Origin of the sequence: Picosynechococcus sp. PCC 11901 (assembly GCF_005577135.1) — a bacterium.
Classification (GTDB): domain Bacteria; phylum Cyanobacteriota; class Cyanobacteriia; order Cyanobacteriales; family MRBY01; genus MRBY01.
The window spans coordinates 678,602-704,934 of the sequence record NZ_CP040360.1; the positions used below are offsets into that span (position 1 = coordinate 678,602).

Annotated in this window: 23 protein-coding genes; 10 read left to right on the plus strand and 13 right to left on the minus strand. The window is 50.8% G+C overall.

The window, feature by feature from the left end; genetic code table 11:
* Window positions 1-189: 189 nt before the first annotated feature.
* Window positions 190-531, minus strand: a complete 342-nt coding sequence (locus FEK30_RS04225) for a hypothetical protein (RefSeq protein ID WP_138071999.1) — start codon at window positions 529-531, stop codon at window positions 190-192.
* 268 nt (window positions 532-799) lie between these two features.
* Here FEK30_RS04225 and FEK30_RS04230 point away from each other — a divergent pair, with 268 nt between their 5' ends.
* Window positions 800-2,341, plus strand: coding sequence for an NAD(P)/FAD-dependent oxidoreductase (locus FEK30_RS04230; protein WP_138072001.1), 1,542 nt, complete (start codon window positions 800-802; stop codon window positions 2,339-2,341).
* Window positions 2,342-2,364: 23 nt separating this feature from the next.
* Here the strand turns inward: FEK30_RS04230 and FEK30_RS04235 are convergent, their stop codons facing one another.
* A complete protein-coding gene (locus tag FEK30_RS04235) occupies window positions 2,365-3,042 on the minus strand; it encodes a uracil-DNA glycosylase family protein (protein ID WP_012305685.1) in 678 nt (225 codons plus the stop codon).
* Window positions 3,043-3,521: 479 nt separating this feature from the next.
* Here FEK30_RS04235 and FEK30_RS04240 point away from each other — a divergent pair, with 479 nt between their 5' ends.
* The 5 genes from FEK30_RS04240 (at window position 3,522) to FEK30_RS04260 (ending at window position 13,490) form a co-directional block, all read left to right on the plus strand.
* A complete protein-coding gene (locus tag FEK30_RS04240) occupies window positions 3,522-4,730 on the plus strand; it encodes a response regulator (protein WP_138072003.1) in 1,209 nt (402 codons plus the stop codon).
* Window positions 4,731-4,812: 82 nt separating this feature from the next.
* Window positions 4,813-5,085, plus strand: coding sequence for a response regulator transcription factor (locus tag FEK30_RS04245; RefSeq protein ID WP_255447950.1), 273 nt, complete (start codon window positions 4,813-4,815; stop codon window positions 5,083-5,085).
* A gap of 153 nt (window positions 5,086-5,238) precedes the next feature.
* Window positions 5,239-5,730: a chemotaxis protein CheW gene (locus FEK30_RS04250; protein WP_030006792.1), complete on the plus strand. Its 492-nt coding sequence runs from the start codon at window positions 5,239-5,241 to the stop codon at window positions 5,728-5,730.
* Between the two features lie 95 nt (window positions 5,731-5,825).
* Complete coding sequence (locus FEK30_RS04255) at window positions 5,826-10,223, plus strand: GAF domain-containing protein (RefSeq protein ID WP_255447951.1); 4,398 nt, start codon at window positions 5,826-5,828, stop codon at window positions 10,221-10,223.
* Between the two features lie 114 nt (window positions 10,224-10,337).
* Window positions 10,338-13,490, plus strand: a complete 3,153-nt coding sequence (locus tag FEK30_RS04260) for a hybrid sensor histidine kinase/response regulator (protein WP_138072007.1) — start codon at window positions 10,338-10,340, stop codon at window positions 13,488-13,490.
* A 12-nt stretch (window positions 13,491-13,502) separates the two neighbouring features.
* On the opposite strand, the gene FEK30_RS04265 is transcribed toward FEK30_RS04260, so the two are convergent.
* The 10 genes from FEK30_RS04265 to FEK30_RS04310 form a co-directional block, all read right to left on the minus strand.
* Window positions 13,503-14,156 (minus strand): DUF3318 domain-containing protein, encoded by a 654-nt coding sequence (locus tag FEK30_RS04265; protein WP_012305691.1) that lies wholly within the window; start codon window positions 14,154-14,156, stop codon window positions 13,503-13,505.
* A gap of 117 nt (window positions 14,157-14,273) precedes the next feature.
* Window positions 14,274-14,621 carry an ArsR/SmtB family transcription factor gene (locus tag FEK30_RS04270; RefSeq protein WP_012305692.1) on the minus strand — a complete coding sequence of 116 codons (348 nt, stop codon included), beginning with the start codon at window positions 14,619-14,621 and terminating at the stop codon, window positions 14,274-14,276.
* A gap of 63 nt (window positions 14,622-14,684) precedes the next feature.
* The gene (gene accB / locus FEK30_RS04275; RefSeq protein ID WP_138072009.1) at window positions 14,685-15,182 is read right to left on the minus strand and encodes an acetyl-CoA carboxylase biotin carboxyl carrier protein; all 498 of its coding nucleotides are present in this window, start codon (window positions 15,180-15,182) and stop codon (window positions 14,685-14,687) included.
* Between the two features lie 85 nt (window positions 15,183-15,267).
* Window positions 15,268-15,825 (minus strand): elongation factor P, encoded by a 558-nt coding sequence (efp, locus tag FEK30_RS04280; protein WP_012305694.1) that lies wholly within the window; start codon window positions 15,823-15,825, stop codon window positions 15,268-15,270.
* A gap of 68 nt (window positions 15,826-15,893) precedes the next feature.
* Window positions 15,894-16,586: a ComF family protein gene (locus FEK30_RS04285; protein WP_062431585.1), complete on the minus strand. Its 693-nt coding sequence runs from the start codon at window positions 16,584-16,586 to the stop codon at window positions 15,894-15,896.
* A complete protein-coding gene (locus tag FEK30_RS04290) occupies window positions 16,583-17,002 on the minus strand; it encodes a type II toxin-antitoxin system VapC family toxin (protein WP_138072011.1) in 420 nt (139 codons plus the stop codon). The genes FEK30_RS04285 and FEK30_RS04290 overlap by 4 nt, the downstream gene beginning before the upstream one ends.
* A 6-nt stretch (window positions 17,003-17,008) precedes the next feature.
* Window positions 17,009-17,248 carry a FitA-like ribbon-helix-helix domain-containing protein gene (locus tag FEK30_RS04295; protein WP_012305697.1) on the minus strand — a complete coding sequence of 80 codons (240 nt, stop codon included), beginning with the start codon at window positions 17,246-17,248 and terminating at the stop codon, window positions 17,009-17,011.
* A gap of 95 nt (window positions 17,249-17,343) precedes the next feature.
* The gene (locus FEK30_RS04300; RefSeq protein ID WP_255447954.1) at window positions 17,344-18,243 is read right to left on the minus strand and encodes a cupin domain-containing protein; all 900 of its coding nucleotides are present in this window, start codon (window positions 18,241-18,243) and stop codon (window positions 17,344-17,346) included.
* Between the two features lie 217 nt (window positions 18,244-18,460).
* Entirely contained in the window at window positions 18,461-19,420 is a 960-nt protein-coding gene (gene accD, locus FEK30_RS04305; RefSeq protein WP_062431589.1) for an acetyl-CoA carboxylase, carboxyltransferase subunit beta, read from the minus strand.
* Between the two features lie 26 nt (window positions 19,421-19,446).
* A complete protein-coding gene (locus FEK30_RS04310; RefSeq protein WP_012305700.1) occupies window positions 19,447-19,656 on the minus strand; it encodes a hypothetical protein in 210 nt (69 codons plus the stop codon).
* 151 nt (window positions 19,657-19,807) lie between these two features.
* Here FEK30_RS04310 and mutT point away from each other — a divergent pair, with 151 nt between their 5' ends.
* On the plus strand, window positions 19,808-20,206 hold the full coding sequence (gene mutT / locus FEK30_RS04315; RefSeq protein ID WP_030006784.1) for an 8-oxo-dGTP diphosphatase MutT: 399 nt from the start codon (window positions 19,808-19,810) through the stop codon (window positions 20,204-20,206).
* 107 nt (window positions 20,207-20,313) lie between these two features.
* Here mutT and rnc read toward each other — a convergent pair whose 3' ends face one another.
* Entirely contained in the window at window positions 20,314-21,039 is a 726-nt protein-coding gene (gene rnc / locus FEK30_RS04320; protein WP_138072015.1) for a ribonuclease III, read from the minus strand.
* An 89-nt stretch (window positions 21,040-21,128) separates the two neighbouring features.
* Here rnc and FEK30_RS04325 point away from each other — a divergent pair, with 89 nt between their 5' ends.
* The 3 genes from FEK30_RS04325 to FEK30_RS04335 all read left to right on the plus strand — a co-directional run bounded on the left by FEK30_RS04325 (window position 21,129) and on the right by FEK30_RS04335 (window position 26,289).
* On the plus strand, window positions 21,129-21,629 hold the full coding sequence (locus FEK30_RS04325) for a hypothetical protein (protein ID WP_138072017.1): 501 nt from the start codon (window positions 21,129-21,131) through the stop codon (window positions 21,627-21,629).
* Window positions 21,630-21,672: 43 nt separating this feature from the next.
* A complete protein-coding gene (locus FEK30_RS04330; protein ID WP_138072019.1) occupies window positions 21,673-24,675 on the plus strand; it encodes a UPF0182 family protein in 3,003 nt (1,000 codons plus the stop codon).
* A 105-nt stretch (window positions 24,676-24,780) separates the two neighbouring features.
* Window positions 24,781-26,289: a bifunctional metallophosphatase/5'-nucleotidase gene (locus FEK30_RS04335; protein ID WP_255447956.1), complete on the plus strand. Its 1,509-nt coding sequence runs from the start codon at window positions 24,781-24,783 to the stop codon at window positions 26,287-26,289.
* The last annotated feature ends 44 nt before the right edge of the window (window positions 26,290-26,333 follow it).

Here is a 26,333-nt window from a genome sequence, read left to right on the forward strand (position 1 = left end):
AAATTTTGGTACCGATTCCATGCAGCACAGATTCCCCATGGCCCCAGTGTCAAAGATTTATTTTTTGACCGTCGCTACATTAATAAATTTGTCACAAAAAAAGAGAAGTGATTACTTCCCTTTTTCAACCCTAAATCATGAATGGATGTCGTTGTCCCTGACAGAAATTCTGTTGACTCAAGCCTCTTTCTAGAATTTGATGTTTTGGGCCATCGCTTTAAAAGCAGCCATGTTTGCTCCTGGGCGGCGACGATTGGAACGGTTGCCGGGTTTGAGGAGATAATTTTCTGCAAAGGCTCCAACTTCTACTGTCTGTGCGAGGACGGCTTCTCGGCTTGCAGCTTGAATGGCGGCAACAATCACATCGGTGGGATCATTAACATTGGGGGCCGGGGCACTGGCTACGGGAGTGGGGGCTTCTTGGGAAGCTTCAGTAGTAGGGGCTTCTACCTGAGGTGTTTCCTGTACCCGCACTTCGGGCGCAACAGATGCTTCGGCGATTGTGTCGTTACCTTGGGAAGGTAATTCCATGAAAAAGTTATCTTTCTTTTTTCCTAAAATTTTTCCTAGCACGGGCAAGCTCCTGAATATTAAAAATGAATTAAAACAGCACTCAACGCACCAAATGATTAAGCCTGAATATTTTGGCGGTGTTAAGTTACGCTGATTCTATTGATTAAGTTTTATGAAGTCAAGGCAATCCCGGAAATTCAAGATTTTTTAAGTATTTATAACCATCACTCCCAGGGAAAATGATAAAAAAGAGCCACAGTGTGCAGAAAAATGAGAGGCGATCGCCATGGGTCAGGTAGAAACAATTTTGGGCGCAATGCCAGGGGATCCCCTCAAGGGGCTACGGGCCGCTGATCAACGGTGGCAAAATTGGCGACAGGGTAAGATTGGCGCTCCGGCGATGGTGCAAATTGGTACGGAAGACTGCCCTGACTATGATTGTGATGTGCTCGTCTGCGGGGGCACTTTAGGCTTGCTCCTCGCGGCGGCCCTGCAACGGCGAGGCTGGCGAGTGATTATCTTGGAGCGGGGGCCATTGCAAGGGCGCGTTCAGGAATGGAATATTTCCCGGAGTGAGTTGCAGACGCTTCTGGATTTAGAACTGCTCAGTGAGACCGAACTGCGCGAAGTCATCGCCACGGAATTCAATCCCCTGCGTATCCAATTCCATGGGGGAGATCCCCTCTGGGTGAAAGATATTCTGAATATTGGTGTGAGTCCCCGGCGATTGCTGGCGGTTTTGAAGGAAAAATTTCTTACTTGGGGCGGCAAAATTTTTGAGAATCACCCTTGCACAGGGATTACGGTTTCGCCGCAGGGGGCGATCGCCAGGACTGAAAAATTCACCTTTCACACCCGCTTAATTTTGGATGGTATGGGGCATTTTTCTCCCATTGCTCAACAGGTGCGCCAAGGTCAAAAGCCCGACGGTGTCTGTCTAGTGGTGGGAAGCTGCGCCCAGGGGTTTGCAGCGAATAGTAAGGGAGATTTAATCTATTCCTTCACGCCGATTCGCAACCAATGTCAATACTTTTGGGAAGCGTTTCCCGCCCACGATGGCCGCACTACTTATCTATTTACCTATCTCGATGCCCATCCCCAACGGTTTGACCTGGCTTTCCTCCTGGAGGAATATCTAAAATTACTGCCTGACTATCAACAGGTGGATTTAGCGGCCTTAGATTTTCAGCGGTTTTTATTTGGCTTTTTCCCGAGCTATCGTCGCAGTCCCCTGCGTTATCCTTGGGACCGCATTTTGCCCATTGGCGACAGTAGTGGCGGCCAATCCCCCGTTAGTTTTGGTGGCTTTGGGGCAATGTTGAGGCATCTGGAGCGACTCACCAACGGTTTAGATGATGCCCTGACCCAGGACTGTTGCGATCGCCAATCCCTCGCCCAGCTACAACCCTACCAACCGAATCTTTCGGTCACCTGGCTGTTTCAAAAAGCGATGAGCGTTGGGGTCAACCAAAGCTGCCCGCCAAACCAGATTAATGACCTGTTAAATGCAGTCTTTGGGGTGATGGCCCAGTTAGGGGAAGATACCCTCAATCCATTTTTGCAGGATGTGGTGCAGTTCCAAGGCCTAACGAAGACATTACCCAGGGTGAACTTTAAAACGGTGTTGCCCCTGTTGCCCCATTTGGGGGTGGGCGCGTTGGCCGATTGGTTGCGCCATTACCTTGCCCTGGGTCTCTATACCTCAGGCTATGCCCTCAGTCAGCGTCTGCCCATGGGAGATAGTTACCAGGCCAAACGACGGCGTGAAGCGTGGCAATATGGGTCGGGCCAAGATTTTCATCAGGCAGGACTCACGGAACAGGACTAAGTGCAGCCCGAAACGGCGAGGTCTCAAAAGGCGATCGCCCCCAGACGATTTTGCAACATCTGGGGAAACTGGGCGTAGTAGCGTTGATTTAGGGGGGATGGGTGGGGCAGAGGCGACAAAGTAACGATCTTTTGGTGTTCCATTCCCAGATCGTCCACCGCCCGGAGGGTCACTTGCAAGGATGTTTCAAAGCGATCGCCCCGTCGAAAGAACCCGTTTACCTCTCCCCGTCGTCCGTAGGGGTCAAACCACTTAAAGGCTTCCGTACCCAGGGTGATGATTTGGTTGCCCTGCCAGTGCAACACCAACAGCCGCTCCACAAAAGGGCGAAATCGTTCCTTAACCGACACCGGATAGGCCTTGTTGCCCGGTGGTTTGTAGGGCACCGTATTGGTCAGCAAAATGCGATCGCACACCGTCGCCAATTGCGCCTTGTCATGGATTTTTTTGTGGTGAACTGCATAATAAAATCCCTGGCGTACTAGGGTGCCCGCAGCGCCATAGAGGGGTTGGCGGGCGTGCACCTCATCCCGTCCCAAATCCCGCCCGAAAAAACACAGGGATGCCTTGAGATTCCCCGCATAGAGCACTGGCTCCGTGGGATTAAGGCGTGCTGCTTGGTACACAGGCACATCAATGGGAAATGGTTCCCGCTCTGCCTCTGTCTTTACCTGGGCAATTAACGTCGCAATATCCGTCATGGTCTCAACTGGAGAGGGCTAGAAATCTATGTCATTGTTGGCGATCGCCACTGCCCTTTGTCAACCCAAACCATCGCTAACGGCGTCTTTTTCTCGCCTAGAACAGCAAAAGCTACATCAAATCTTCACAAAATTGTCTAGGAGAAATCTCTATAATTTTTTCTTAAGAATTACTTTCAAACGTCCCACAGTCAACATGTTCTTGAACTTCACAAAAGTCAAAACAAGCTTCAGTGTTTATACGTAGAAAGCAACAGCGGAATTAAGAACCGCCTCAATACTTGTGCGGCAATAAAAATCAAAATAAAGCGAATAAATTCCCATGCAAAGAAAATATTGTTTGGGTTTATTATGCTGCTAATTGCTTGATTTCTAGGGTTTTAAATCAATAAATTGATTTGTGTATTGTTGCAAAGTTTTTGTTAGGTGATCGTGATGTTATGGGTATATTAAAATCGAGAATGCTCTAGACACAGAATATGACTGCTGCAGGCAATACACTCAGTTTCATCGCCGATCAACTAAACCAGTTGTGCCAAACCCGGGCTACGGGGGAGTTGATTGTGGGGAATAGTCAATACCAGGGGCATATTCATCTCCTGTCCGGGCGTCTTCTCCATGCCACCGCCGGTATCCACTCTACCCGTCGTTGGTACCGCATTACCCAACGGCTCGCCCCCCAGTGGACGCCAAATCCCCAAGAACTGATCAGCTCGCAAATGTGGGAATATCAGCTCCTTTACCAAGGGATCACAACCAAACAACTGACGGTCATGCAAGCGAAGGCAATTATTCGGGCGATCGCCCAGGAAGTCTTCTTCGATCTTGGTTGCTATGCCGATGCCACCATCGAATCCCATGAAACCCAAAAAAATGCCACAGAAATCGCCCTCAGTTTGTCCTTGTCTTACCTAGAAGTCGAACCCGACCTCAAGCGAGTGATGCAACTCCAACAACAATGGCAAGCCGCTGGTCTTGGCAACTTGAGTCCTACCCTCGCCCCAGTGCTAAAGGCAGGTATTGATGCCAGTGCCCTTGGCAGTTTGGGTCAGTATCTCAATGGACAATTCACCATGTGGGACATTTCTGTGTGCCTTGGTAAATCGGTTAATAGCGTTGCCAATGCCCTAATTCCCCTATTAAAAAAGCGCATTGTTCAACTGAAAAAAATTGCCGATTTACCCCCTCCCCTAAGCCATCTTGCAGAACCTACCGATGCTGATGGCCCCACCTCCGGCAGTCTGAGATCGCCCGAAAAGCGTGATGCCCTCATTGCTTGCATTGATGATAGCCCCGTGATTCTCCAAACCCTACGGAAAATCCTCGAAGGGGCTGGTTATCGCACCATCGGCATTAGTGAACCCATGCGGGGCGTTGCCAAGCTCATCGAGAGTCAACCAGACGTGATCATTCTTGACCTCGTGATGCCCAATGCCAGTGGTTACACCGTGTGTAAGTTTCTCAGGCAAACCTCTGTGTTTGAAAAAACGCCAATTATTGTCTTGACCAGCCGCGATACCTTGATTGATCGCAATCGAGCCAAGCTCGTGGGGGCTTCAGATTTTTTGGGGAAACCACCGGATCCAGAGAAAACCATTGCCTTAATTGAAAAATATTTAGATGAAGTTGCCGCACAGGATAATGAAACAGAAGATGTCACCTTAAAAGTCTCTAGCTCTACCCGATAAAATTTGACTTTTCAAAGTTTACTTAAGGGTTGCTCTCAAACAAAAATTGTTATTTAATTTGAATTTTCCCCAGAGGTTTGCAATGGCAACTTTATTATTAGTTGAAGATAGTCCGACAGAAGCACAAATTATCACAAGTTGCCTAGAAAATGCCGGGTTTAGCTTGCTAAAGGTGACGACGGCAGAGGCAGCGCGGGCCATCCTGGATCACAAAATGATCGATGGCATTGTCTTGGATGTGGTGCTGCCGGGCCAAAGCGGTTTTGGCTTTTGTCGTGAGGTGAAAAATAATCCAAAAACCCAAAATATTCCTGTCATCATGTGCTCTAGCAAAGCTGAAAAAATGGGCCAGTAAACAGGGGGCCAATGATTATGTCACCAAACCCATTGACCAAAATGAATTGTTAAACGCGGTACGGCGTTGGATCCCTTAAGCTTGGCGCTGCCTGATTTGCCATCCCGTCTAGCGCAACTTTTGTTGACTGAAGTTTGATTTGGAGCGTTGTTTATGGCCCCTGTGACCTCTGCCCCGGAAAGTAGCACAACACAATACATTGGTATTCTTTTGGCCGATGGTTTTCGGGCCATGGTGCCCACGGCTCAATTGGTCGAAACGATCAATGTCGAGTTGGGACACATTGTGCAAATGCCTGATTTGCCGCCTGCGGTGGTGGGGGTCTGTGGCTGGCGCGGCGATGTGCTGTGGCTGGTGGATTTAGCCTATGCCCTGCGTTTGCCTCCTTTATTGGCTGGTGATTATGGGCGATCGCAATGCCATGTTTTACGGGTTACGGTCAACCACCAGACATTCGGGATTCTCGTCGCTGAGGTGCAGCATCTCATACGCGGCGATCGCCTGGAGTTATTACCTGGTCCTCCAGGGCAAATCCCCCCTGAGGTTTCAGCTTTGGTGGCTGGCCAGTTTCGGACGGCTTCGGGGGAAACCATCTTGAGCATCAACCTCGAAGCCTTGCTAGATCACCTCAAATCCCCAGGCTAATTTTTCCAGACTGAATAATGAATCGGCCCAATGTTTCGGCCCCTCATTTTTTCATTTCCCTGCGTTTATCTAAATTGAAATTCCCTGAAACTGCCATGACTCAAGCTCCCTTCCGCCCCAACAGCTCCCAAGACAACCGTCTTCAGCCCCAATCCCTCGGCCACGACCGCAAAGAACGACCCATTGAAGAAACAGTGACCATTGTGCCGGTACAGGCCACCAACGCCAACAACGGCAAGCATTCCACCCTCACCTCAAAGGCTGGCACCCTTGTGAGTGAACTCAGTAATCTTCGTTCCAACATCGACATGATGACGGAAGAACTCCAATCTCTGTTAGCCACAGAACGGGCGGCAGTGGAACGGGCTGAGCTTCTCAATGCGATGACTTCCCACATTCGTGAGTCCTTAAGTTTTGAATATATTCTCAATGCGACGGTCTCGGATGCGCGCAATGCCCTGGATGTAGACCGGGTGGTGGTGTATGTCTTTGATGATCCAGATTGGCTCGGCAAAGTGATGTACGAGTCTGTGGAACGGCGGTGGCCCAGCGCTTTGGGAATGTCCTATTCTCTAGTGGGGTTGTCAGACCATGCCATTCGGCTCTTTCAGCAGGGGCGGGTTGAAGCGTTCAATAATCTCGGCCACGGGACGACAACGGATGATACCCAACTGGATCAATGGCAACAATTGGAAGTCCAGGCAAGTTTAACGGCACCGCTGCTTTTGGGGGGAGAGTTGTATGGGTTATTGGTGGCCCACCAATGTGCGATCGCCAGGGAATGGTCAGAGTCGGAGATCGAATTTTTCCGGCAGTTAGCGGTGCAGGTGGGTTACGCCCTCGACCAGGCCCAATTGTTAGATCAACAGCGGGCGGCGGCGGAACAGGCTCAATGGTTAAACCAAATCAGTGCGCGGATCCGGGAATCTCTCACGCCAGCGGATATTTTTGCGGCGGTGGTTCAGGAAGTGCAAACTGCGCTCCGGGGCGATCGCACGGTGGTCTATCAGCTCGGTGAAAATGCCCTTGGGGGTCAAGTGGTCGCCGAAGCTGTAGAACGGCAGTTTCCGACAATCCTGGGCCTAGAACTCGATCTTCCCTGGCTGGAGGCCTCCCACCAAGACGCCTATCTCCGGGGTCAGGTGACTGTCATCGAGGATATCTACGATGCCAACCTCGATGAAGCGGTGCTCAATCACCTGAAGGCGAAAGGGATTCGCGCCAGTGCGATCGCCCCCATTATCGCCCGCCAAAAACTCATGGGCTTTTTGATGGTGCACCAATGCTCACTACCCCGCCGTTGGGCCGATAGTGAACTAGAGATTTTGCGCCAGGCCGCCACCCAGGTCAGCACTGCCCTCGATCAAGCCTTTGCCCTCCAACAGCAAGAAAATGCCGCGCTCCAGGCCCAAATTCTCAATGAATTGTCGTCCCGTCTCGGTAGTTTTAATGACACCGCAGAGATCCTCGAAACAGCAGTAGACGATGCCCGCGAAGCCCTCCAAGCCGACCGAGTGCTCATTTTCCGGGTCGATGGCCCCCAAAAAGCCATGGCGATCGCCGAAGCTGCTGATCCCCGCTGGAAAAGCCTCATGGGCAAAACACTCCAGGACTGTGGCCTCGATGAACGCTACCTCAAGCAGGCCCAGCGCGGCAAACTCACCGTCCTAAATCGCCTCAGCGACATCGGTTTGAGTGCCTCCCAACTAGAAGCCCTCGACACAGCTCAGGTGCGGGCGATGATGATTGCTCCTATTACCATCGAACGCAATCTTTTCGGCCTGATCGTCGTCCACCGTTGCCAAGGTGCCCACCCCTGGCAAGAGGTCGATAGCAACCTGCTCCAGCAAATTAGCAACCAAATTAACTTTGCCCTCGAACGCATTAGCCTTATTGAACAACGGCAGATGACCGCCGAGCGCGCCCAACGCCTCAGTGAGATGAGTGCCCGTCTCCAGGAATCCCTCGAAGTCCAAGAAATTCTCAGCGCCGCCGTCGAAGAAGCGCGAGACATCCTCACTGCTGATCGAGCGATTGTCTATCGCTTGGATCAAAACTGGCGCGGCCTGATCAATGCAGAATCCGTTGTGTCTGGTTTTGAGTCGATCCTGGGATTAAAAACCAACGAACCCCGTGTCACCGAAAAATTTGCCAAGGCCTACATCCGGGGGAAAGTGACGGCCTATGCCAACATCTACGAAGCCGACTTTATCGACTGTCACATCACCGAATTTGCGACCCATGCCGTTAAAGGCTACATGGCCGTTGGCATCGTCGCTAACCAAAAGCTCTATGGCATGTTGATCGTGCATCAATGTTCTGGGCCGCGCCAATGGACTGACCTAGAGATCAATACCCTAAAGCAAATTGCCCAGCAGATTGGCTATGTCCTAGAGCAGGCTTTCCTCAAGGAAGAACAAGACCGTGCCAAGCGCCTGAATGAAACCCGGATGCGACTCCAGGCCGCCTCGACGGTAGAGGCCATTCTCAATGTCGCCGTCGAAGAAGCCCAGGATCTTTTGGGCACAGACCGGGCAATTGTCTATGAATTTGATTCCTCTTGGAAAGGGCTGATCACCGCAGAATCGGTGGAGCAGGGCTACCCCACAACCCTCGGCTTACGCACCAATGAACCCCGGGTCACAGAAAAGCTCTCAAAAAATTACCAGAAGGGTCATATCGTCGCGATTCCCGATATTTTTAATGCTGATTTTGTTGACTGCCATGTGAATGAGTTTGCCCCCTATGGTGTCAAGGGTTATATGGCCACCGGGATTAGTGCGAACCAACGTCTCTATGGCATGTTGATTGTGCACCAATGTGCCAGCACCCGTCTTTGGAGTGAGACGGAAATTGATATCCTCCGTCAACTCTCAGAACAGGTAGGGTATGCCCTCGACCAGGCCCTCCTCCGCCGGGAACAGGAGCAGGCACTCGTCCGGACACGCCAAGTAAACCTCATCAGTTTCCGGATCCGTGAATCCCTCGATCTAGAACGAATCTTCCGGACTGGCGTCGAAGAAGCCCTCAAGCTCATGAAGTGCGATCGGGTCGTAGTTTATCGCTTTGATGACAATTGGGATGGCCGGATTAAATACGAAGCCGTCAAATCCGGTTGGCGCAAACTCAGCGAAGATATGATGACCTCCGGCGATGCCCCCTGTTTCCCCGAAGATTACGTTGAACCCTATCGCCAAGGGCGGGTGCAAGTGACCCCCGATGTCTCCCAAGCGGGCCTCACCGCTTGTCACGAAGAACAACTCGGTAAATGGCAGGTAAAGGCCAACGTGGTGGTTCCCATTCTCGTTAACCAAAAGCTTTATGGCCTTTTGGGGGCGCACCAATGTTCGAGTACCAGAGAATGGGAAGCTCCCCTGGTAGAGTCCTTCCGTCAGGTGGCGATCCAGTTGGGCTATGCCCTCGACCAAGCCCTCCTCCTCGAAGAAGTCGAAACATCCCGTCGCCAAGCAGAAGCCGTTTCCGAAGAACAGCGTCAACAGCGGGAGCAACTCCAAGGGCAAATTGAAAACTTCCTCGAAGAAATCGAAGAATCCTTTGAAGGGGATTTGACCGTGCGGGCTGGGGTCACCGAAGGGGAAATGGGCACTGTCGCTGACTTTTTCAACGCCACCCTTGAAAATCTCCAACTGCTGGTACAGCGGGTACAGGAATCGACAACCATTGTGTCAGACACTGCCCAAGAAAGTGAATCCTTGATTCAAAACCTGTCTGCGGAAGCGCTGCGCCAAGCCGAAAGCGTCAATGTGGCCCTCGATAAGCTCTTTAAAATGACTGGATCCATCCAAGAGGTCGCCAGCAACGCCCAGGAAGCCCAAGCCAAAGTCCAATTGGCGAACAAAACCCTCCAATCAGGGGACATGGCTATGAACCGGACGGTGCAAGGGATTGTGGCGATCCAACAAACCGTTGAAGCAACGGCCCGCAAGGTTAAAAATCTGGCGGATTCTTCCCAGAAGATCTCCCGGGTCTTAAACCTGATCCGCGAACTGGCCAACCAAACCAATTTACTCGCCCTGAATGCTTCTGTGGAGGCAACTCGCGCCGGGGAAGAAGAACAGGGATTTGCCGTCGCCAATGAAGTGCGCACCCTAGCGGAACAATCGGCCAACGCCACCAAGGAGATTGAGGCGATCATCGAAGAAATCCAGGCGGAAACCAACGAGGTAATCAAAGCCATGGATGTGGGCCGGAAGCGGGTCTTGATCGGGACGAAATTAGTGAAAGGGACACGCCAAGCCCTCACGGATCTTGCCAAGGTCAGTATGAGTATCAACCAAACCGTCGAAAAAATTGCGGATTCGGCGTCTACCCAGGTTGATATTTCCAATGAGCTGAACCAAACGATGCAGGATGTGGCCAATGTTTCTAATCAAACCTCCGCCCAATCGGTGAAGGTGGCGGAATCGTTCACCAAGCTCCTGGGGGTAGCCGGGGAACTGCAACAGAGTGTGTCTCGCTTTAAGGTGCAGTAGTTGTCGGGGTATCGGGGAGAGGCGATCGCCCTTTCCCCACCCTGTCGAGTAACATCGCATCGCAACATTATTTTTTATCATCACATCGGTTGAGTAGGGGATCATCATCCAATCATGGCCAAGGAAACAGTTGATACAAACGATCAAGCCTATGAATTCTTTGTCCAGGAATCACAGGCGCTTTTGCAGCACCTCGAAACGGGTTTGATGAACCTCTGCCAAGACCACGAAACACCGACAATCCATGGTTTGATGCGGGCCGCCCATTCCATTAAAGGGGGAGCCGCCTGTGTGGGCTTGATGGCTATCCAAGCGATCGCCCATGATCTAGAAAACGGCATCCGGGCTCTTTACAAAGAAGACACTGTATTCGATGTGGAGCTGGAAAACCTGTTGCTCGAAGCCTATGACGCCCTCCAAGACCCGATCAATCAGCAAATTCACCAGGGAGAATATGACCCTGACCACGCTTTAGGACGGGCAAAACCGATCTTTAGCCAGTTAGAAGAGAAGTTAGGCCATGCCCTAGATGAAGCGGCAGAACTGCCAGAAATGCAGATGGAAGGGGATATTACTGAATTTATTTTCAAAGAAGAAGTCCCCCAAGCCCTTGGTCGCCTCGAAAATTACGTCAACAAACCGCCGACGAAAAATCCTCACGGGGAACTCGTTTCCCAAATGGAAGTTTTGGCAACCCTAGGCGATATGTTGAACCTCGAAGGCTTTGCGGCGATCGCCCAGGTGGCCCAAGCGGCCCTTGAAACCAATGCTGAACAGTATCTGGAGATTGCCCGCTGCGCCCTTGCTGATTTTCAAGCAGGCCAAGCTGCTGTCCTCGCTGGCGATCGCACCCAGGGTGGAGAACCCAGTGCCGCCCTCCACCAACTCAGCCAAACCCAGACTCCCTCCCCGTCAACGACACCAGAAGCTCTTCCCCTAGAGACGGTCAATGACCTCGTGAATAACGGCAATGGCGAAGATTTAGGAAACGGTCTTTCCCTCGATGCCGATGAACTGGCCGCCCTCCAATTTTTAACCCAAAATGCCCGACCAGAAGCCGAAATGCGACCCGTCCTGAGTGACATTGATCTGGCTGAACTGATCCTAGAAGCCGATGACGCCCTAGGAGAGGTCGATGTAGATCTCACGAGCCTGGTGCTCATGGATGAACCGGAACCCAGCGAACCGATCATCCAGAATGATATTGTTTCCACCGAGGACGAGACTCCCCCCAGCCCTCCTCAGACTGAGGCGTTAGAACCTAAGTTAATTCCAAATTCAGCAGCAGCAGCACCAGTCCCAGAAAAGGCTCCGGTTCCAGAAAAGGCTCCGGTTCCAGAAAAGGCGATCGCCCCCCCTGCCAATCCCGTTCTACCAAGCATCGACACCAATAGCCTCAGCGTGCGCCTCGACATGGGCCGCCTCAATCACCTCAACAGCCTGGTCGGCGAATTAGTCACCCAGGACAACAGTGCCCTACTCCGGAATAAACAAAGCAGCGACGCCCTCGATTCCCTCAAACGCTGGTATGGTCGCTTCGATAAAATTACCGCGCAATTCCAAGAATATGCTAAAGAACTGGTGGTCAAAAATCCCCAGGCCCGGGCTCAGTTGGCGCAATTTGTCATTTTTGCTTCGACCATGACCGAGGAAATGGCCCAGCTCAGTGAAACCATCGAAGACACCACCCTCATCGCCCAGCAGGATCAGCAGGCCCTCAAACAACGACAACAAACCCTCAAACAACTAGAAAATAATCTAATCCAAGCGCGGATGTTGTCCATTGGGGAGCTTCTGAACCGTTTTCCGCGCACTGTGCGTGATCTTTCCGTTAAGGGTAATAAACCCGTCAGCCTGAACCTAGAAGGAACCGATACCCTTGTGGATCGAGCGATTTTATCGAAGCTCTATGATCCTCTGGTTCACTTAGTTCGTAATGCCTTTGACCATGGCATCGACTCCCCCGAAGAGCGCCTTGCCCACAATAAATCAGAAGCGGGCACGATTACAATCAAAGCCTACAACCGGGGCAACTCTACCTACCTTGAAATCCAGGATGATGGTCGCGGCATTGACATTGAGAAAGTCCGTGCCAAAGCCGTGCGCAAAGGCTTAGTCAGTGCCACTGAAGCGGCAGAATTATCTCGGTCACAACTGTATGAATTACTTTTTGTTCCGGGTTTTTCGACAGCAGAAAAAGTCAGTCATTTATCGGGTCGGGGGGTGGGCCTCGATGCGGTACGTCTGCAAATTCGCGCCCTCAAGGGAAATATTTCCTTGACCTCTGAGCTAGGCCAAGGGACAACTTTTACCCTCCGGCTCCCTTGGAGTATGACCATTACAAAATTGTTGATTTTCCGTTGTCAGGAGAGTGTCTTTGCGGTGCCTATCAATAGTTTGTCGGCGATCGCCGCTGCCGAAAAAGCAGATCTCACAAAAGACGGTCACCAAGAACAGTTCCGCTGGCAGGGGAAAACAGTGCCCCTTGTCCAAGCCCTCCTGAGTGGCTTTAATTATCCCGCTTCGGCCATTGCCAGTCGGCAACAAATTGGTTCTTTAGCCCAGGGCAATATCAGTAATATTTGGAATCAAGTGGGCCAACAGATGGTTTTGGTCATGGCCCAGGCCAATGAAGTGATTGGTTTGCGGGTCGATCAAATTCTCCTCGAACAAGATCTGGTGATCAAACCCTTTGGGACGGCGATCGCCTCACCTCGGTATATTTCTGGTTGCACTATTTTAGGGGATGGTCGCCTCGTTCCTGTCCTAGATAGTGCCGCCCTCATTGAACGGGTCTGCCAAAAAGATAGCCACAACACAACCATCATTAATCCCCAATTCCAGACCCGCCAGCCAAAATTAACCTTGCCGACCGTCCTCGCCATTGATGATTCTCTAACGACCCGACAAACCCTCTCCACCACCCTGCAAAAGGCCGGTTATCGTGTCATCCAGGCCCAAGACGGTGCCGATGGCCTCAACCAATTGGAGCTTCACCCTGAAGTGGTCGGGATTATTTGTGACGTGGAAATGCCCAATATGAACGGCTTTGAGTTTCTCGGCCGCTGTCGCAAAAAACATCCAAAAGCGGAACTTCCGGTGCTAATGCTGACTTCCCGGGGCAGTAAACGCTACCGGCAGTTGGCCCAGCAGTTGGGGGCAAATGGCTACTTAACGAAGCCCTATTTAGATCAAGAGTTAATTGAAACCCTCCAAGGGGCGATCGCCGAAACAAAGGCTAAACCAGCGGCGATCGCCACCCCTTAATTACTACAGGAATTAGCTCATTTTCGGACGGCGTACCTGTTGGTCTTCCATCTGGGCCTTGGCTTTGGCGGCACTCTTCCGTAAGAACTGGAGCCGTGTTTCGTAATCTTTGCGTTTGCGGCGGTTGGGGGTTTGCTCAATCAGGGCTTTAAGGGCACTCCCCAAACTCTTGTAGGCATTGGGCAGGGTATAACCAAACCGAGTGGCGAGGCGGATCGCCTGTTCGTCAGCATCAATGGCGATGGTCATCCGTTTTTCACCGCTATTTTTTTGCCATAGTCGGTAGCCCGAAAAACCACAGAGGGCGATCGCCAAAACCAAGAGCAAACCATCCTGGACCCAAAGCTCGCCCACAGCACCCCCCAGACCAATGGCGAGGGCGGCCATTTCCCAGCCTTCCCGGGGAATTGTATCGTTCTGGATCTTTGCGACTTCATGCCAAAACAAGAGGTTGCGTTGATCAATGGCGAGATTTTCCCACTTCGCCAAATCAATTTGAATTTCGACTTCATCTTTGCCTAATTCTTCGCAGCGGATGAGGGGGGGGTTGACTTCTGTGGTGCCCTCAACCATCACCCAACTTTGCAACTCAGGGGGCAACAGCGTCTTGAGGCGACGCAGCTCACTCATTTCGGCTCTGGCAGAAAAAGTGGAATAGGAAGTCATAGGATCGGCAATCTGTAGGTGGGCTAGGGAATAAATTCTTGCTTCGTTATAACAATTGTAAACTTTCGTGACCTAATCCTTTTGTTAACCTTGGACAGCATCAACAAAGGCGATCGCCTAGGAAGTCAAAGAGGCATTGCGAAACTTCTTTGCCTGTTCTTCAATGCGCTCAGCCAAGCGATTACAAACTAAATTACACAGGTCGTAGATCAGTTCATCACTGACCCGATAATAGGCAGAAGTTCCTTCACTCCGTCGCTGTAAAATTCCTGCCTGGAGCATCACCTTGAGGTGTTTAGACACGTTTGCTTGGCTTGTATCCGTTGCCTGAACCAAATCCTGGACGCAGCGTTCCCCGTCCTGTAAAAGACCTAAAATCCTCAACCGCATCGGTTCTCCCAGAACACTAAAGTACGAAGCTACCTGTTGGAGAACTTCTGGGGGCATCTGATGGTCGTCAGGCATTGGTTTTCTCAGAAAAAGGAATAGATAGTTTAAGACTATTGTATCAATTGATTATTGGAACGCTTAGGTTGGGTTGACCCACATTAGGGTCTGACCAAATTCAATGGGTTCACCGTCTTCAACGGCAATTTTAACAACTTCACCGCTGACTTCTGCCTCAATCTCATTCATTAATTTCATCGCTTCGATGATGCAAACGGTTTGACCATTGCCAACGCGATCGCCGACGGCAACGAAGGGATCTTCACCAGGGGCCGGCGCGCGGTAAAACGTTCCCACCATGGGAGAGGTAATGGCGACCCACTTATCATCAATGCTCGCACTGGGAGCTGGGGTTTCCGCTTGGGGGGCTTCTGGGATTGCAGTCGGTTGAGAAACAACGGGAGTGGACGTCGCTGGTTGAGTGATCGCCTCGGGCATCACCATCGTCTGGGGAGCAGCCACAACAGTACCTTTGCTCACACGGAGTTCAAAATCATCGGTTTTGAGTTCAAACTCGGTGACATTGGTTTGGCCGATGGTGGATAGAAGTTCTTGGATCTCTTGTAAATTAATAGCCACAGAACAGGTTATTCCTCACAACTGCATGGGTAGGGGGGAGATCCAAGCCAGGATTAGTGCGGATCTCCAAAAAAGCTTTGGGGCTTTATTCGCGACCGAGATAGGTATCGGTGCGGGTATCAATCTTGATGCGCTCACCAATCGAGATAAAAAGAGGCACATTGACCTGGGCCCCTGTGGAAACGATGGCGGGTTTGGTGCCCCCTGTGGCCGTGTCGCCTTTCACACCAGGATCTGTCTCCGTGACTTCGAGGACAACGGTATTCGGGAGTTCAACGTCAATGACTTGGCTGTTCCAGAAGAGGACATTAACTTCCATTTCTTCCATCAAGTATTTAACGCGATCGCCAATTTGCGCTTCCGTTAGGCGGACTTCTTCATAGGTTTCCATATCCATAAAGACAAACTGCTCGCCCTCTTTATAGGTATGTTGCATGGTGCGTTTGTCGAGGATCGCTTGGGGAACGGTTTCACCAGCGCGGAACGTTTTTTCAACGACGCTGCCTGTTTGGGCGTTTTTTAGTTTTGTCCGGACAAAGGCGGAACCTTTACCGGGTTTAACGTGGAGAAATTCGACGACGCGCCACACTGAACCGTCTAATTCGATGGATGTACCAGTACGAAAGTCATTACTTGAAATCATGGAGCTTTAGCAACATTACGGGCTTGCATAATCAAACCATATTCTACCGTTGATAGGGAAATTTCCGGCTAAATTCCTCCACTGCTTTCGGGGGGAGGTGTTTTTCCAGTTTTAGGGGTGGCGATCGCCGCAATGCCGCAAACTTCTAAGCCCCCACGCACAAGGGTTTGTTGGGCTTCAGTGGCCGTTGTCCCCGTTGTGTAAATGTCGTCGATCAGCAAAATAGGCTGGCGCAATCCTTGGGATATAACTTTAGGGTTAAGGGAAAAAGCCCGTTGCAGTTCCCGTTGTCGTTGTGCCACCGTCAGTTCAAAGAGGGCTTGGGTTGCTTTTGGGCGTTGGAGAAGCTGGGCTTCGTAGCGCAATCCGGTGACTTGGGCAAATTGACGGGCGATAATTTCTGCTTGGTTAAAACCCCGTTGCTGTTGTTTTGCGGGGTGCATTGGGATGGGGATAACGGTTAATTTTTGCTGGTTTGGAAAGGATTTTCGCCATTGTGAACCCAATTGGGTACCAAGCCAGCGTCCCAGTTGAGGGCAATTGTCGTATTTCATTGTGGCGATCGCCCGTTTGAGGCTGCCGTCATACTGGCCCCAGACGAATAGCGGCAGATCGTTTTGCCAGTGGCGTTTAGGATTGATGAGCTTTGTTTTTTGTAATTGGCGATCGCAGTCCCGACAGACGATATGTTCTCCAGGGCGATCGCAGAGGGGACATTTATCCTGAAGAAATAGGGAAAAGAAATCTTGAAAAAGTTTCATGATTGCCAAGGATTAACAACATCGATGCCACAATGGTGAAAATCGTCAATATTGCGAGTCGCGATAATACCTTGGTTGATCAAACAAATCGCCGCAATCTGAGCATCAAACTGAGATATTGGCCTTCCTTGTTTTCGCCGCGCAGATGAAATGTCTGCAAAAGCAATGGCGGCCTCATCATCAAAAGCGAGAATCTTATAGCGAAACTCCATTTGGAACATATTCCGAGCCGCTTGAGTAAGCTGCTCCCGTCGCTGTCCCTCTGGCAAAGTGGCAATACCATAAAGAATTTCTGCTTGAGTGATCGCCGTAATAAAAAGTTCTGTACGATTTTTTTTGGCAATCCAAGCTTTCACCAGATGGGAGCCTTGGGGCTTCATGAGCTCAGAAAGAACATTTGTATCTAAAATAATCACCGTGCTTCAAGCGAGAAAGACATCGCGAATTTTTTCCCGGGGGGGTAAGGGAATTTCAAATTCATCGAATTCTTGAAAATGTTGGGCGATCGCCTCCACCAAATTTTGTGATGACTCCTCTGCAACTAAAGCTTTTTGCAATATATCAATAATTTCTGCTTCGAGGGTACGTCCATGTTTCTGGGCACGTTCTTGTAAACGCTCGCTGAGATGCCGATCTAAATCGTGAATTGAGATGCTGGCCATATTTTTTTAGGCGTAATTGTCTAACTTCGATTGTAATGTGTCATAAAAAACTCCCTCAGACAGAAGGAGTAATCTGCACTAACGAGTGTTTTTCATTACTTGGCGAATTGAATGTCTAGGGTACGCATATAAATTTGCATCCCTGCATCCTGTACCGGAAAAACAAAGGCATCTTCGTCAGACTCATTGTGGTGAGAATGCCAAAGGCTCGGCGGCGTCACAAAGACACTATTGGGCAGCCACATTACTTTCACTGGGTTGATGATATTGCCATCGTTATCAAGGGATTTGCCGATCAACGTGTAGGTATTTTCTTTCGCTGAAACCGCTAAATCTAAGGCAATGGAATTGTGACGGTGGGGCTTTTGGGAAGAATGGGGCGGCACCAGATTATACAAAGACCACATGGTGTGGGTGGCGGTGCGGGTTGCTTCGCTTTCGGGGTTGCCTAAAATTACACCGTTACGGTTGAGGTTGCGGCGAATGCCTTCTTCCCGGATACGTTCAATTTCGCTGTTGAGATATTCGCTAGCGTAGAAAGCCGGTTCAAAGCGGGGGGCAGTGGGCCGAACGCCAAGATAAGCCAACATTGGTGCGTCGTGAACCCAATAGAGCGCACTATCTTCATCGGCATAGTGGGTAACGCCTGCATTCATTGGCAGGGTAAAGGAGTCACCTTTTTTCCATTCGAGCACGCCATATTCAGTTTCGGTACGCCCGGCACCGCGCATCACATAAAAAACTTCAGAACTGGAGGCGGCGATCGCCGGAATCTGGCCCCCAGCATTAATCCGAATATAGTTAGCGAGAAGATTCGGAGTCGTGGCGGGGTATTTTGTCCCCAGTTCCACCGCAAGGTCGAGGGGGATGACCCGTGTTTCACCGGATTCATGGAGGCTGGCCGGAAATGCACGAATGGGTACATCTGCTAAACGCGGATTGGCTGCCTTGTGATATTCCCAGCTGAGTGCTGTTTTTTGCCAAGTCTGATTCATGACATTTTCCATATCCCGACTCCCGCTCAACCTAAATTGATGCCTAAAGAAAAATGTCTCTCCGCGACGCCCTATCAAGCCATTGTTTGGGTCGATGCAAAGAGATGTTTAATCAAAGTTAACATGAATGCCAGTAATAACAGTACATTTAGCAACAAAATCCCTGAAGGATGCCATTGTTTATGCTAATCACAGCAATGTTTTTTACTTACTTTGTCTACTTGTAAAAGTCGTTGGTTGAAGTAGAGGCAATGGGCTCGTAAACTTTTTCTTTTTCCACATGGGGAGCCAATTGTAGCTCCGGCAAAATCGGGTGAAAGGGCTGATGGAGACTAATCATTTGGGCGAGGGTTTTTTTCAATTCAGTGCGGGGCACAATCGCATCCACAAACCCATGTTGGAGTAGATATTCAGACGTCTGGAAATCGTCAGGAAGTTTTTCGCGCAATGTTTGTTCAATGACGCGGCGTCCAGCAAAACCGATGGTTGCTTTGGGTTCGGCAAGAATCAAATCTCCTAACATCGCAAAGCTAGCGGTGACGCCCCCGGTGGTGGGATTAGTCAGGACAGGGATGTAGAGTAATTTTTTGGTGCGATGGCGTTCGAGGGCACCAGAGATTTTCGCCATCTGCATCAGACTGAGCATGCCCTCTTGCATTCTTGCTCCACCAGAAGCACAAACAACCACCACGGGTAAACCTTCGGCGGTGCCATGTTCTACGAGGCGACAAATTTTTTCGCCGACGACGGATCCCATACTGCCGCCCATAAAGCCAAAGTCCATTACAGCGAGGGCCAGGGGCAGGCCGTCAATGAGTCCTGTGCCAGTGATCACGGCATCGGTGAGGCTTGTTTTTTCTTGGTAATCTTTGAGGCGATCGCTATAGGCTTTTTTGTCGCGGAATTTGAGGGGGTCGGTCGGCGCGACATTCTGACCAATTTCTGTCCAGGTGCCTTCGTCAATCAATTGGCGTACCCGTTCCCGACTGCCGACCCGGTTATGGAAGCCACACTCCTTACAGACCATTTGATTGTTGCGGAGGTCTTTGGTGTAAGTGAGGGCATCGCAGGATTTGCATTTCGTCCAGAGGCCATCGGCAATCTCGCGCTCCTGTTGGGGCTGGAGCTGGGTTTCAGAATTTTGGCGATTTGCGGCAAACCAATCAAAAAGAGACATAGGCGGTTAGGGCGAAACACAAGGGTTTAGGGGTCATCTTCTGGGGGACTGAGCAGGAGTAAGGCGGTCCATTGATCAGGCGATCGCACCTGGAGGGCAGCTTGGCTTCCTTGCCCAAAATAAATGCCCAGTCCAATATCTAAAACGCGGTTGGGGATACTGTGGGCGGTGAGAATTTCTCCCATCATCTCAGCTTCCCAACGGGCTTTTGTGGTTTTAATTGTAATCCAAGTCACAGTTTAGAAAAAGACAAGAGGTAGAGGTGCCCAAAGCACAAGGACAATTCTAAATGGTTTATTTCAACAAAAACCTCAATTGATCTGAGCAAATGCGGCGGGAGCCATCTCCTATAATGATCGGGTTTATCTTGTGTGCGGAGTAAAAAAAATGTCGCCTTTGCCCCATAAGCAGATCGGTGTCGCCGTTATTCGCGATCGCCAAGGAAAAATTTTAATTGATCGCCGTTTAGACCAAGGGGAAATGGCGGGCCTGTGGGAGTTCCCTGGGGGGAAGATCGAACCAGGGGAAACAGTAGAAGCCTGTATTGCGCGGGAAATCCAAGAAGAAATCAATCTCCAGGTTGAGGTGGGCGATCGCCTTATTTTAATTGAACATGATTACCCGAAATTCAAAGTTTCACTCCATGTGCATTGGTGCAGTGTCCTGGCTGGAGATGCCAAACCCCTTGAATGTGCAGAGATTTTGTGGGTCAATCCCGGCGAATTGGGGCAATACCAGTTTCCAGAAGCCAATCAAGCGATCATCGAGGCAATTCAAGAAAGCTAAATGGAACCCTAAATCTGGGCCAATCGTCTAAGAATTTTAGTTTGGGTGTGAGGACAATAGAAGGGCGTCGGGGGATCGTAACTCAGGCCAGATCTCCGGGCGCTTTTCTATGGCTGAGGCGTAAAATTTTCGAGGGGGGCGATCGCCTCAAAGGCCATGCGGGCGGCAGCTTGTTCAGCGGCTTTTTTAGAACGACCAACTCCTTTACCGAGCAAAGTATCCCCCAGCTTCACTTCCGCCAAAAACCGTTCTTCTTCATGGCGAAATTCTGGATTTTCGGTCACTTGGTAGGTGGGGAGTTTTTGGTATTCCCCTTGGCTCCAGGTTTGCAGGGCATCTTTATAGTTTTCCCGGGCTGGATCTTGTTTAATCTCAGCGGCTTTGTGGCGGAGATGTTCGTCGAGCCAAGGGTGCACGAGGCTTAAATCGTTGGTGGTGAGAAATAAGGCCCCCAACATTGCCTCAAAGGCATCGGCCAATAGGGAAATTTCCCCAGCACCGTGGTAATTGCCGTGGTAGGACAAATATTTTTTGAGATTGTAGCGGTGGGCAAATTCTGCCAGGGTGCGATCGCTCACGAGGATCGACCGAATGGCGGCAAATTCTCCCACGGGTTCAGCGGGATATTCGGCGTAGAGCACTTCAGACGCGGCCAGACGCACCACCGCATCGCCGATAAATTCTAACTGCTCATAATTTTTGTCGGGGGAAATGCTGGGGTGGGTGAGGGCCAGATCCAGTAAATCCCAGCGCATACCATGGTAATCGGGGAGGCCGAGGCGATCGATGAGGCGACGGAGGCTTTTTTGACGTTGGGGAGGAACCATGGAAATACTAAGATGGCAAAAGCAGGGAACTTTGCTTGGTGATTTTCGTCTACTCTCTACACCATAGCAATTTGAGGCAACATCAGCGGAGAATTATGGGCTTTTTTGGGCAACGGATCACACGGCTCACTCAGTTAACCCTAGGCTCTGCCTTGGTCGCGGCGGGCTTGTTTCCCAGCCCCGGGGCGATCGCCAAACCGGATCGCAAACCCGAACCGACAATCGTGCAGCAATCTTCGGGGTCTAGTCAGGGGCTTCCTGGCCGCCAAACGTGGCAAGGCATCCTGGCCGATATTCGTAATCAATATCAAACCATTCCAGACAGCCGCTTTACCCAGTTACAGGGGGATGATTTTTTTCGGAATCAGCTTTTTTCTTTGTTTTGGGGGCAAACGGGCGATCGCCGCACCATCCAAGAAATCCTTGTCGATCTGCTGCTGAATGGCTCCCGTTCCCAAACTTCCCAAGGCTATTACTTTTACGACGTGGATCGCCGCTGCCTCCCTCCGGGCCAACAACAACGCCTCGCCAGCGGTAAACCGATTCCCCCAGGCATCCTACAAAAGTGCGGGCGGCCAATTTTCCGGAATTATTAATCGAGCGTGATTTTTAGGCCAGCAAGTCGATACAATCGGCACCATGGATAAAAAATGGTCACTAATTATCTATCTATGCTGTGCGATCGCCGCCGGCTGGGGTCTATTTGAATTAGTCTCCCGTTTCCTCGTTGAACAATTTTGGTTCGCTGAGCTAGGATATCGTTCTGTCTTTTTGAAGCAGGTTTCCCTACGCATCGGCCTGTGGAGTCTTGGTTTTTGTGGCTCCTTTGTATTCCTCTGGATAAATTACCGGGTGGTTGACCGCCAGGAATGGCAAATAATCCCGGATCAGTCGGGGGGCGATCGCCAAACCAATGTGCCCCGGCCTCCGTTGCAATGGTGGCAAAAATTTTTCCTCGAACCCATCCCCTATCACAAGAAAATTCCTGAATCGCCAGCGATCAATTTTCGGGGACTACTGCTGTTAATGGCCGGGTTTAGCCTGTTGATTGTCTTGATTTTGTTCCACTACGGCTCGGTGGTCTGGGAAATGGGACAACGGGACATGAGCCTGCCGCTAATTACCCCTGCTTTACCGGATCCCCTGGCATTCAAATCATTGCGCAGTTTGTGGCAATTTACCCAACAGCAAATCTGGCGTTTGGGGTTAGCTGCGGTGGTGTTGGGAGGCATCCTTTGGCAACGGTGGTTTTCTTTGCGGGCGATCGCCGTGGTTTTAAGTCTCTGTTTCGGGACGATCCTGGCGAATAATTGGGTGCGGATATTCCAGGGTTGGTTTGGGGTGCCCTTCAGCCAAATTGATCCGATCTATAACCATGATGCTGGTTTCTATGTTTTTACCCTGCCCCTGTGGCAAATCCTCGACTTTTGGTTTGAGGGTTTATTTCTCTATGGTTTGGTGAGTGTCACCCTGTACTATCTGCTATCTGGCGATAGTTTTTCCCAGGGGCAGTTTCCGGGCTTTAGTCCAGCCCAGTTACGGCATCTCAATCTCTTGGCGGGCCTCCTCTTCCTCGCCGTGGCCGGACGCCATTGGTTAGTACGTTATGAGCTGCTCTACTCCAAGCTTGGGGTGGTTTATGGGGTGAGCTATACCAATATCAACGTCGATCAACACGTGGAAATTCTCCTCACAGTTTTGGCCTTGGCGATCGCCGCTTGGTGTTTAGGGCAATTCTGGCGTTATCCCCACCGCCGTACCGTTTCTATCCGTCGCCAACAGCCCCAGGTGTTAAAGGGCATTATTTTGTATATCGGCGTTATGGCCATCGGTGCCATTCTCTCTGCCGGGACCCAACGTCTCATCGTGCAACCGAATGAATTAGCCCGGGAGCGTCCCTATCTGGAATACAGCATCGCCTCAACCCGCAGGGCCTTTGGGCTGGATGCCATCGAGTCACGGGTGTTTAACCCAGAGGGGGAACTCACCGCCAGCGATATTGACAGCAATCCCCTAACCATCAACAACATCCGCCTATGGGACAGTCGCCCCATCCTGCAAACTAACCGCCAATTGCAGCAAATCCGGCTGTATTATCGCTTTTCTGATGCTGATATTGATCGCTATACCCTACGCCTAAACCCAGACCAAAATCCCAGCCAACAACAGGTGATCATTGCCCCCAGGGAGCTAGATTATGAAGCGGTGCCAGAACAAGCAAAGACTTGGGTGAACAAGCATCTCATTTATACCCATGGCTATGGTTTTACGGTGAGCCCAGTCAACCGGGCTGAGGAGACTGGCTTACCCCAATATTATGTACAGGATATTGGGGCTGGGGCGACGGCAGATAATGGCAATTTGACCACCTTAACCCCAGCGGTACGGGAGGCAATTCCCATTGGTCAACCGCGCATTTACTACGGTGAACTGACCAATAACTACGTGATGACCGATACCAAGGTGCAGGAGTTGGACTATCCCAGTGGGGAAGATAACCGCTACAACACCTATGACGGGACGGGGGGCATTGCCTTTGGGAATCCCTTAAAGCGCTTGTTTTTCGCGCAATATCTCCGGGATTGGCGGATTTTGTTATCCAATGATCTCACCGGTGATACTCGCTTATTGATGCGGCGTAATATTAATCAACGGGTGCGGGCGATCGCCCCATTTTTGCGGTTTGATCGTGATCCCTACCTCGTGTCCGCTGACATTGGTGAGACCAACCGCCTCGGCGAAAAAAATTACCTTTACTGGATTTTGGATGCCTACACCACCAGTGACCATTATCCCTATGCCGATCCGGGGGAACATCCCTTCAACTACATCCGCAACTCCGTTAAGGTGGTGATCAATGCCTACAATGGCACAGTGCGTTTTTATATCGCCGATGCCGCCGATCCGATGATCCAAACTTGGGCAAGGGCCTTTCCAGAATTGTTTCGTTCCTTTGCCGAATTGCCCGATGGTTTAAAAGAACACCTGCGCTATCCAACTGATTTGTTTAATGTGCAGTCCGAACGCCTCCTGAGCTATCACATGCAGGATCCCCAGGTTTTCTATAACCGCGAAGACCAGTGGGAAATTCCCCAGGAAGTTTATGGAAATGAACCCCAGGAGATCGCCCCCTACTATCTGATCATGCGGCTACCCACGGCCACTTCAGAGGAATTTATTTTGCTCCATCCCTATACCCCCACCAGTCGCCCTAACTTAATTGCTTGGTTAGCGGGTCGCGCCGATGGAGAACATTACGGCAAGCTGTTACTTTACCAATTCCCGAAACAGAAGTTGATTTATGGGCCGGATCAAATTGAAGCCCTCATTAAACAAGACCCGGTTATTTCCCAGCAAATTTCCCTCTGGAATCGAGAAGGTTCCCGGGCAGTGCAGGGCAAGTTATTGGTAATTCCCATTGAACAGTCGCTCCTCTATGTGGAACCCCTTTACCTAGAGGCCGAAGAAAATAGCGTCCCGACCTTGGCACGGGTGATCGTGGTTTATAACAACCAAATTGTGATGTCCCGCACCTTGGAAACAGCCCTCAACACGATTTTTCGTCCGGAGCAGGTAGCGCCCCAGGAGGAGACGATTTTTCGGGATCTAGAAACAGATGTGGTCGTTCCACCACCTGTCTAAGGAAATTGCCCTTCAGCGTAAATATCACAATTTATGAGCGATCGCCTTTTGCGGCGTTGACCTGAACCATCATGAAGGGATTAGTGATGGATTTGGTAATGACCCATGTTGTTTGATTGCTTTGGGAAGGTCGTTCGTTCTACGGTGCTGGTGTCTGGGGCCATGGTCAGTTTGGCGATCGCCCCCCTATCTCTCTGGGCCGAAACGGTAGAATTGCAACTGCTTCACCTCAATGATGTTTATGAAATTACGCCCCTGGGTGGTGGGGCAACGGGGGGGCTGGCGCGGTTGGCGACCCTACGCAAGGAACTGCTCGCCGAAAATCCCCACACTTTCACCGTTTTAGCTGGGGATTTATTTAGTCCGTCGGCCTTGGGGACTGCGGTGGTTGATGGCGATCGCCTCGCAGGAAAACAAATTGTGGCGGTGATGAACCAAGTGGGCTTGGATCTTGCCACCTTCGGTAACCACGAATTTGACATCAGCGAATCCCAGTTCAAGCAACGCTTAGCAGAATCAGACTTCCAGTGGTTTTCGGGGAATGTTCTGACGGCGGCGGGGGAACCCTGGGATAATGTGCCTCCCTACGTGATTGAAACCATTTATGGTGAGGCGGGAACTCCGGTGCGTGTTGGTTTTGTGGGGGTGGTAATTCCGAGCAATCCCGTGGATTACGTCACCTACCTCGACCCCCTAGAACAGATGGAAACCCTGGTCGCAGAATTAGAGACACAAACGGATATTATTGTGGCGGTCACTCACCTGGCGATGCAGGATGACCATTACCTCGCTGAAAATATCCCGGAAATTGACCTAATCCTGGGGGGCCACGACCATGAAAATATTCAACAGTGGCGTGGTGCGGATTTTACGCCGATTTTCAAGGCTGATGCCAATGCTCGCACGGTTTATCTCCACAATCTCAGCTACGACACAGAAACGGAGCAGCTTACAGTGCAATCACATTTGCAACCGATTACCGGGGCGATCGCCGCAGATCCAGAAACAGAACAGGAGGTTAATTATTGGCAGCAACTGGCCTTTGATGGTTTTCGGGCTGATGGTTTTGAACCAGAGCAAATCATTACCGAAAGTCCAATCGCCCTAGATGGTTTGGAAAGTTCCGTGCGCAACCAACCGACGGCGTTAACGGACATCATTGCCCAGTCAATGTTAACGGCGACACCCGCTGCCGAATTAGCCATTTTTAATGGCGGCTCGATCCGTGTTGATGATGTGCTGCCTCCCGGCCCGTTGTCCCAGTATGATGTGATTCGGATTTTGCCCTTCGGGGGAAATTTAGCCACCGTTGAGATTAAGGGGGTAACTCTGGAACGAATTCTCAATCAGGGCGTAGCCAATCGCGGCACCGGGGGATATTTGCAAACGGCGGGGGTGACCTTTGTTCCGGAAAGTCAAACCTGGCAAATTGGCGATCGCCCTTTAGATCCCGAACGCATTTATCGGGTCGCAGCGACGGAATTTCTCATCTCCGGGCGGGAAACGGGCCTCGATTTCTTGACGCCTGAACATCCCGATGTGACTTTGCTCGAAACTGGAGAAGATGTGCGCTTTGCCTTCATTCAACAACTCCAGCAGCAATGGGCCGATTAGAACTTTCCCCTAGCCCCTCCAGCGGCGGGGAACAAGAAGTCTCC

What these genes read in the sequence shown, in the direction of transcription:
- FEK30_RS04225 (WP_138071999.1), bottom strand. Translation starts at nt 531, where the DNA reads ATGGAATTACCTTCCCAAGGTAACGACACAATCGCCGAAGCATCTGTT.
- FEK30_RS04230 (WP_138072001.1), top strand. Translation starts at nt 800, where the DNA reads ATGGGTCAGGTAGAAACAATTTTGGGCGCAATGCCAGGGGATCCCCTC.
- FEK30_RS04235 (WP_012305685.1), bottom strand. Translation starts at nt 3,042, where the DNA reads ATGACGGATATTGCGACGTTAATTGCCCAGGTAAAGACAGAGGCAGAG.
- FEK30_RS04240 (WP_138072003.1), top strand. Translation starts at nt 3,522, where the DNA reads ATGACTGCTGCAGGCAATACACTCAGTTTCATCGCCGATCAACTAAAC.
- FEK30_RS04245 (WP_255447950.1), top strand. Translation starts at nt 4,813, where the DNA reads ATGGCAACTTTATTATTAGTTGAAGATAGTCCGACAGAAGCACAAATT.
- FEK30_RS04250 (WP_030006792.1), top strand. Translation starts at nt 5,239, where the DNA reads ATGGCCCCTGTGACCTCTGCCCCGGAAAGTAGCACAACACAATACATT.
- FEK30_RS04255 (WP_255447951.1), top strand. Translation starts at nt 5,826, where the DNA reads ATGACTCAAGCTCCCTTCCGCCCCAACAGCTCCCAAGACAACCGTCTT.
- FEK30_RS04260 (WP_138072007.1), top strand. Translation starts at nt 10,338, where the DNA reads ATGGCCAAGGAAACAGTTGATACAAACGATCAAGCCTATGAATTCTTT.
- FEK30_RS04265 (WP_012305691.1), bottom strand. Translation starts at nt 14,156, where the DNA reads ATGACTTCCTATTCCACTTTTTCTGCCAGAGCCGAAATGAGTGAGCTG.
- FEK30_RS04270 (WP_012305692.1), bottom strand. Translation starts at nt 14,621, where the DNA reads ATGCCTGACGACCATCAGATGCCCCCAGAAGTTCTCCAACAGGTAGCT.
- efp (WP_012305694.1), bottom strand. Translation starts at nt 15,825, where the DNA reads ATGATTTCAAGTAATGACTTTCGTACTGGTACATCCATCGAATTAGAC.
- FEK30_RS04285 (WP_062431585.1), bottom strand. Translation starts at nt 16,586, where the DNA reads ATGAAACTTTTTCAAGATTTCTTTTCCCTATTTCTTCAGGATAAATGT.
- FEK30_RS04295 (WP_012305697.1), bottom strand. Translation starts at nt 17,248, where the DNA reads ATGGCCAGCATCTCAATTCACGATTTAGATCGGCATCTCAGCGAGCGT.
- FEK30_RS04300 (WP_255447954.1), bottom strand. Translation starts at nt 18,243, where the DNA reads ATGAATCAGACTTGGCAAAAAACAGCACTCAGCTGGGAATATCACAAG.
- accD (WP_062431589.1), bottom strand. Translation starts at nt 19,420, where the DNA reads ATGTCTCTTTTTGATTGGTTTGCCGCAAATCGCCAAAATTCTGAAACC.
- mutT (WP_030006784.1), top strand. Translation starts at nt 19,808, where the DNA reads ATGTCGCCTTTGCCCCATAAGCAGATCGGTGTCGCCGTTATTCGCGAT.
- FEK30_RS04325 (WP_138072017.1), top strand. Translation starts at nt 21,129, where the DNA reads ATGGGCTTTTTTGGGCAACGGATCACACGGCTCACTCAGTTAACCCTA.
- FEK30_RS04330 (WP_138072019.1), top strand. Translation starts at nt 21,673, where the DNA reads ATGGATAAAAAATGGTCACTAATTATCTATCTATGCTGTGCGATCGCC.
- FEK30_RS04335 (WP_255447956.1), top strand. Translation starts at nt 24,781, where the DNA reads ATGTTGTTTGATTGCTTTGGGAAGGTCGTTCGTTCTACGGTGCTGGTG.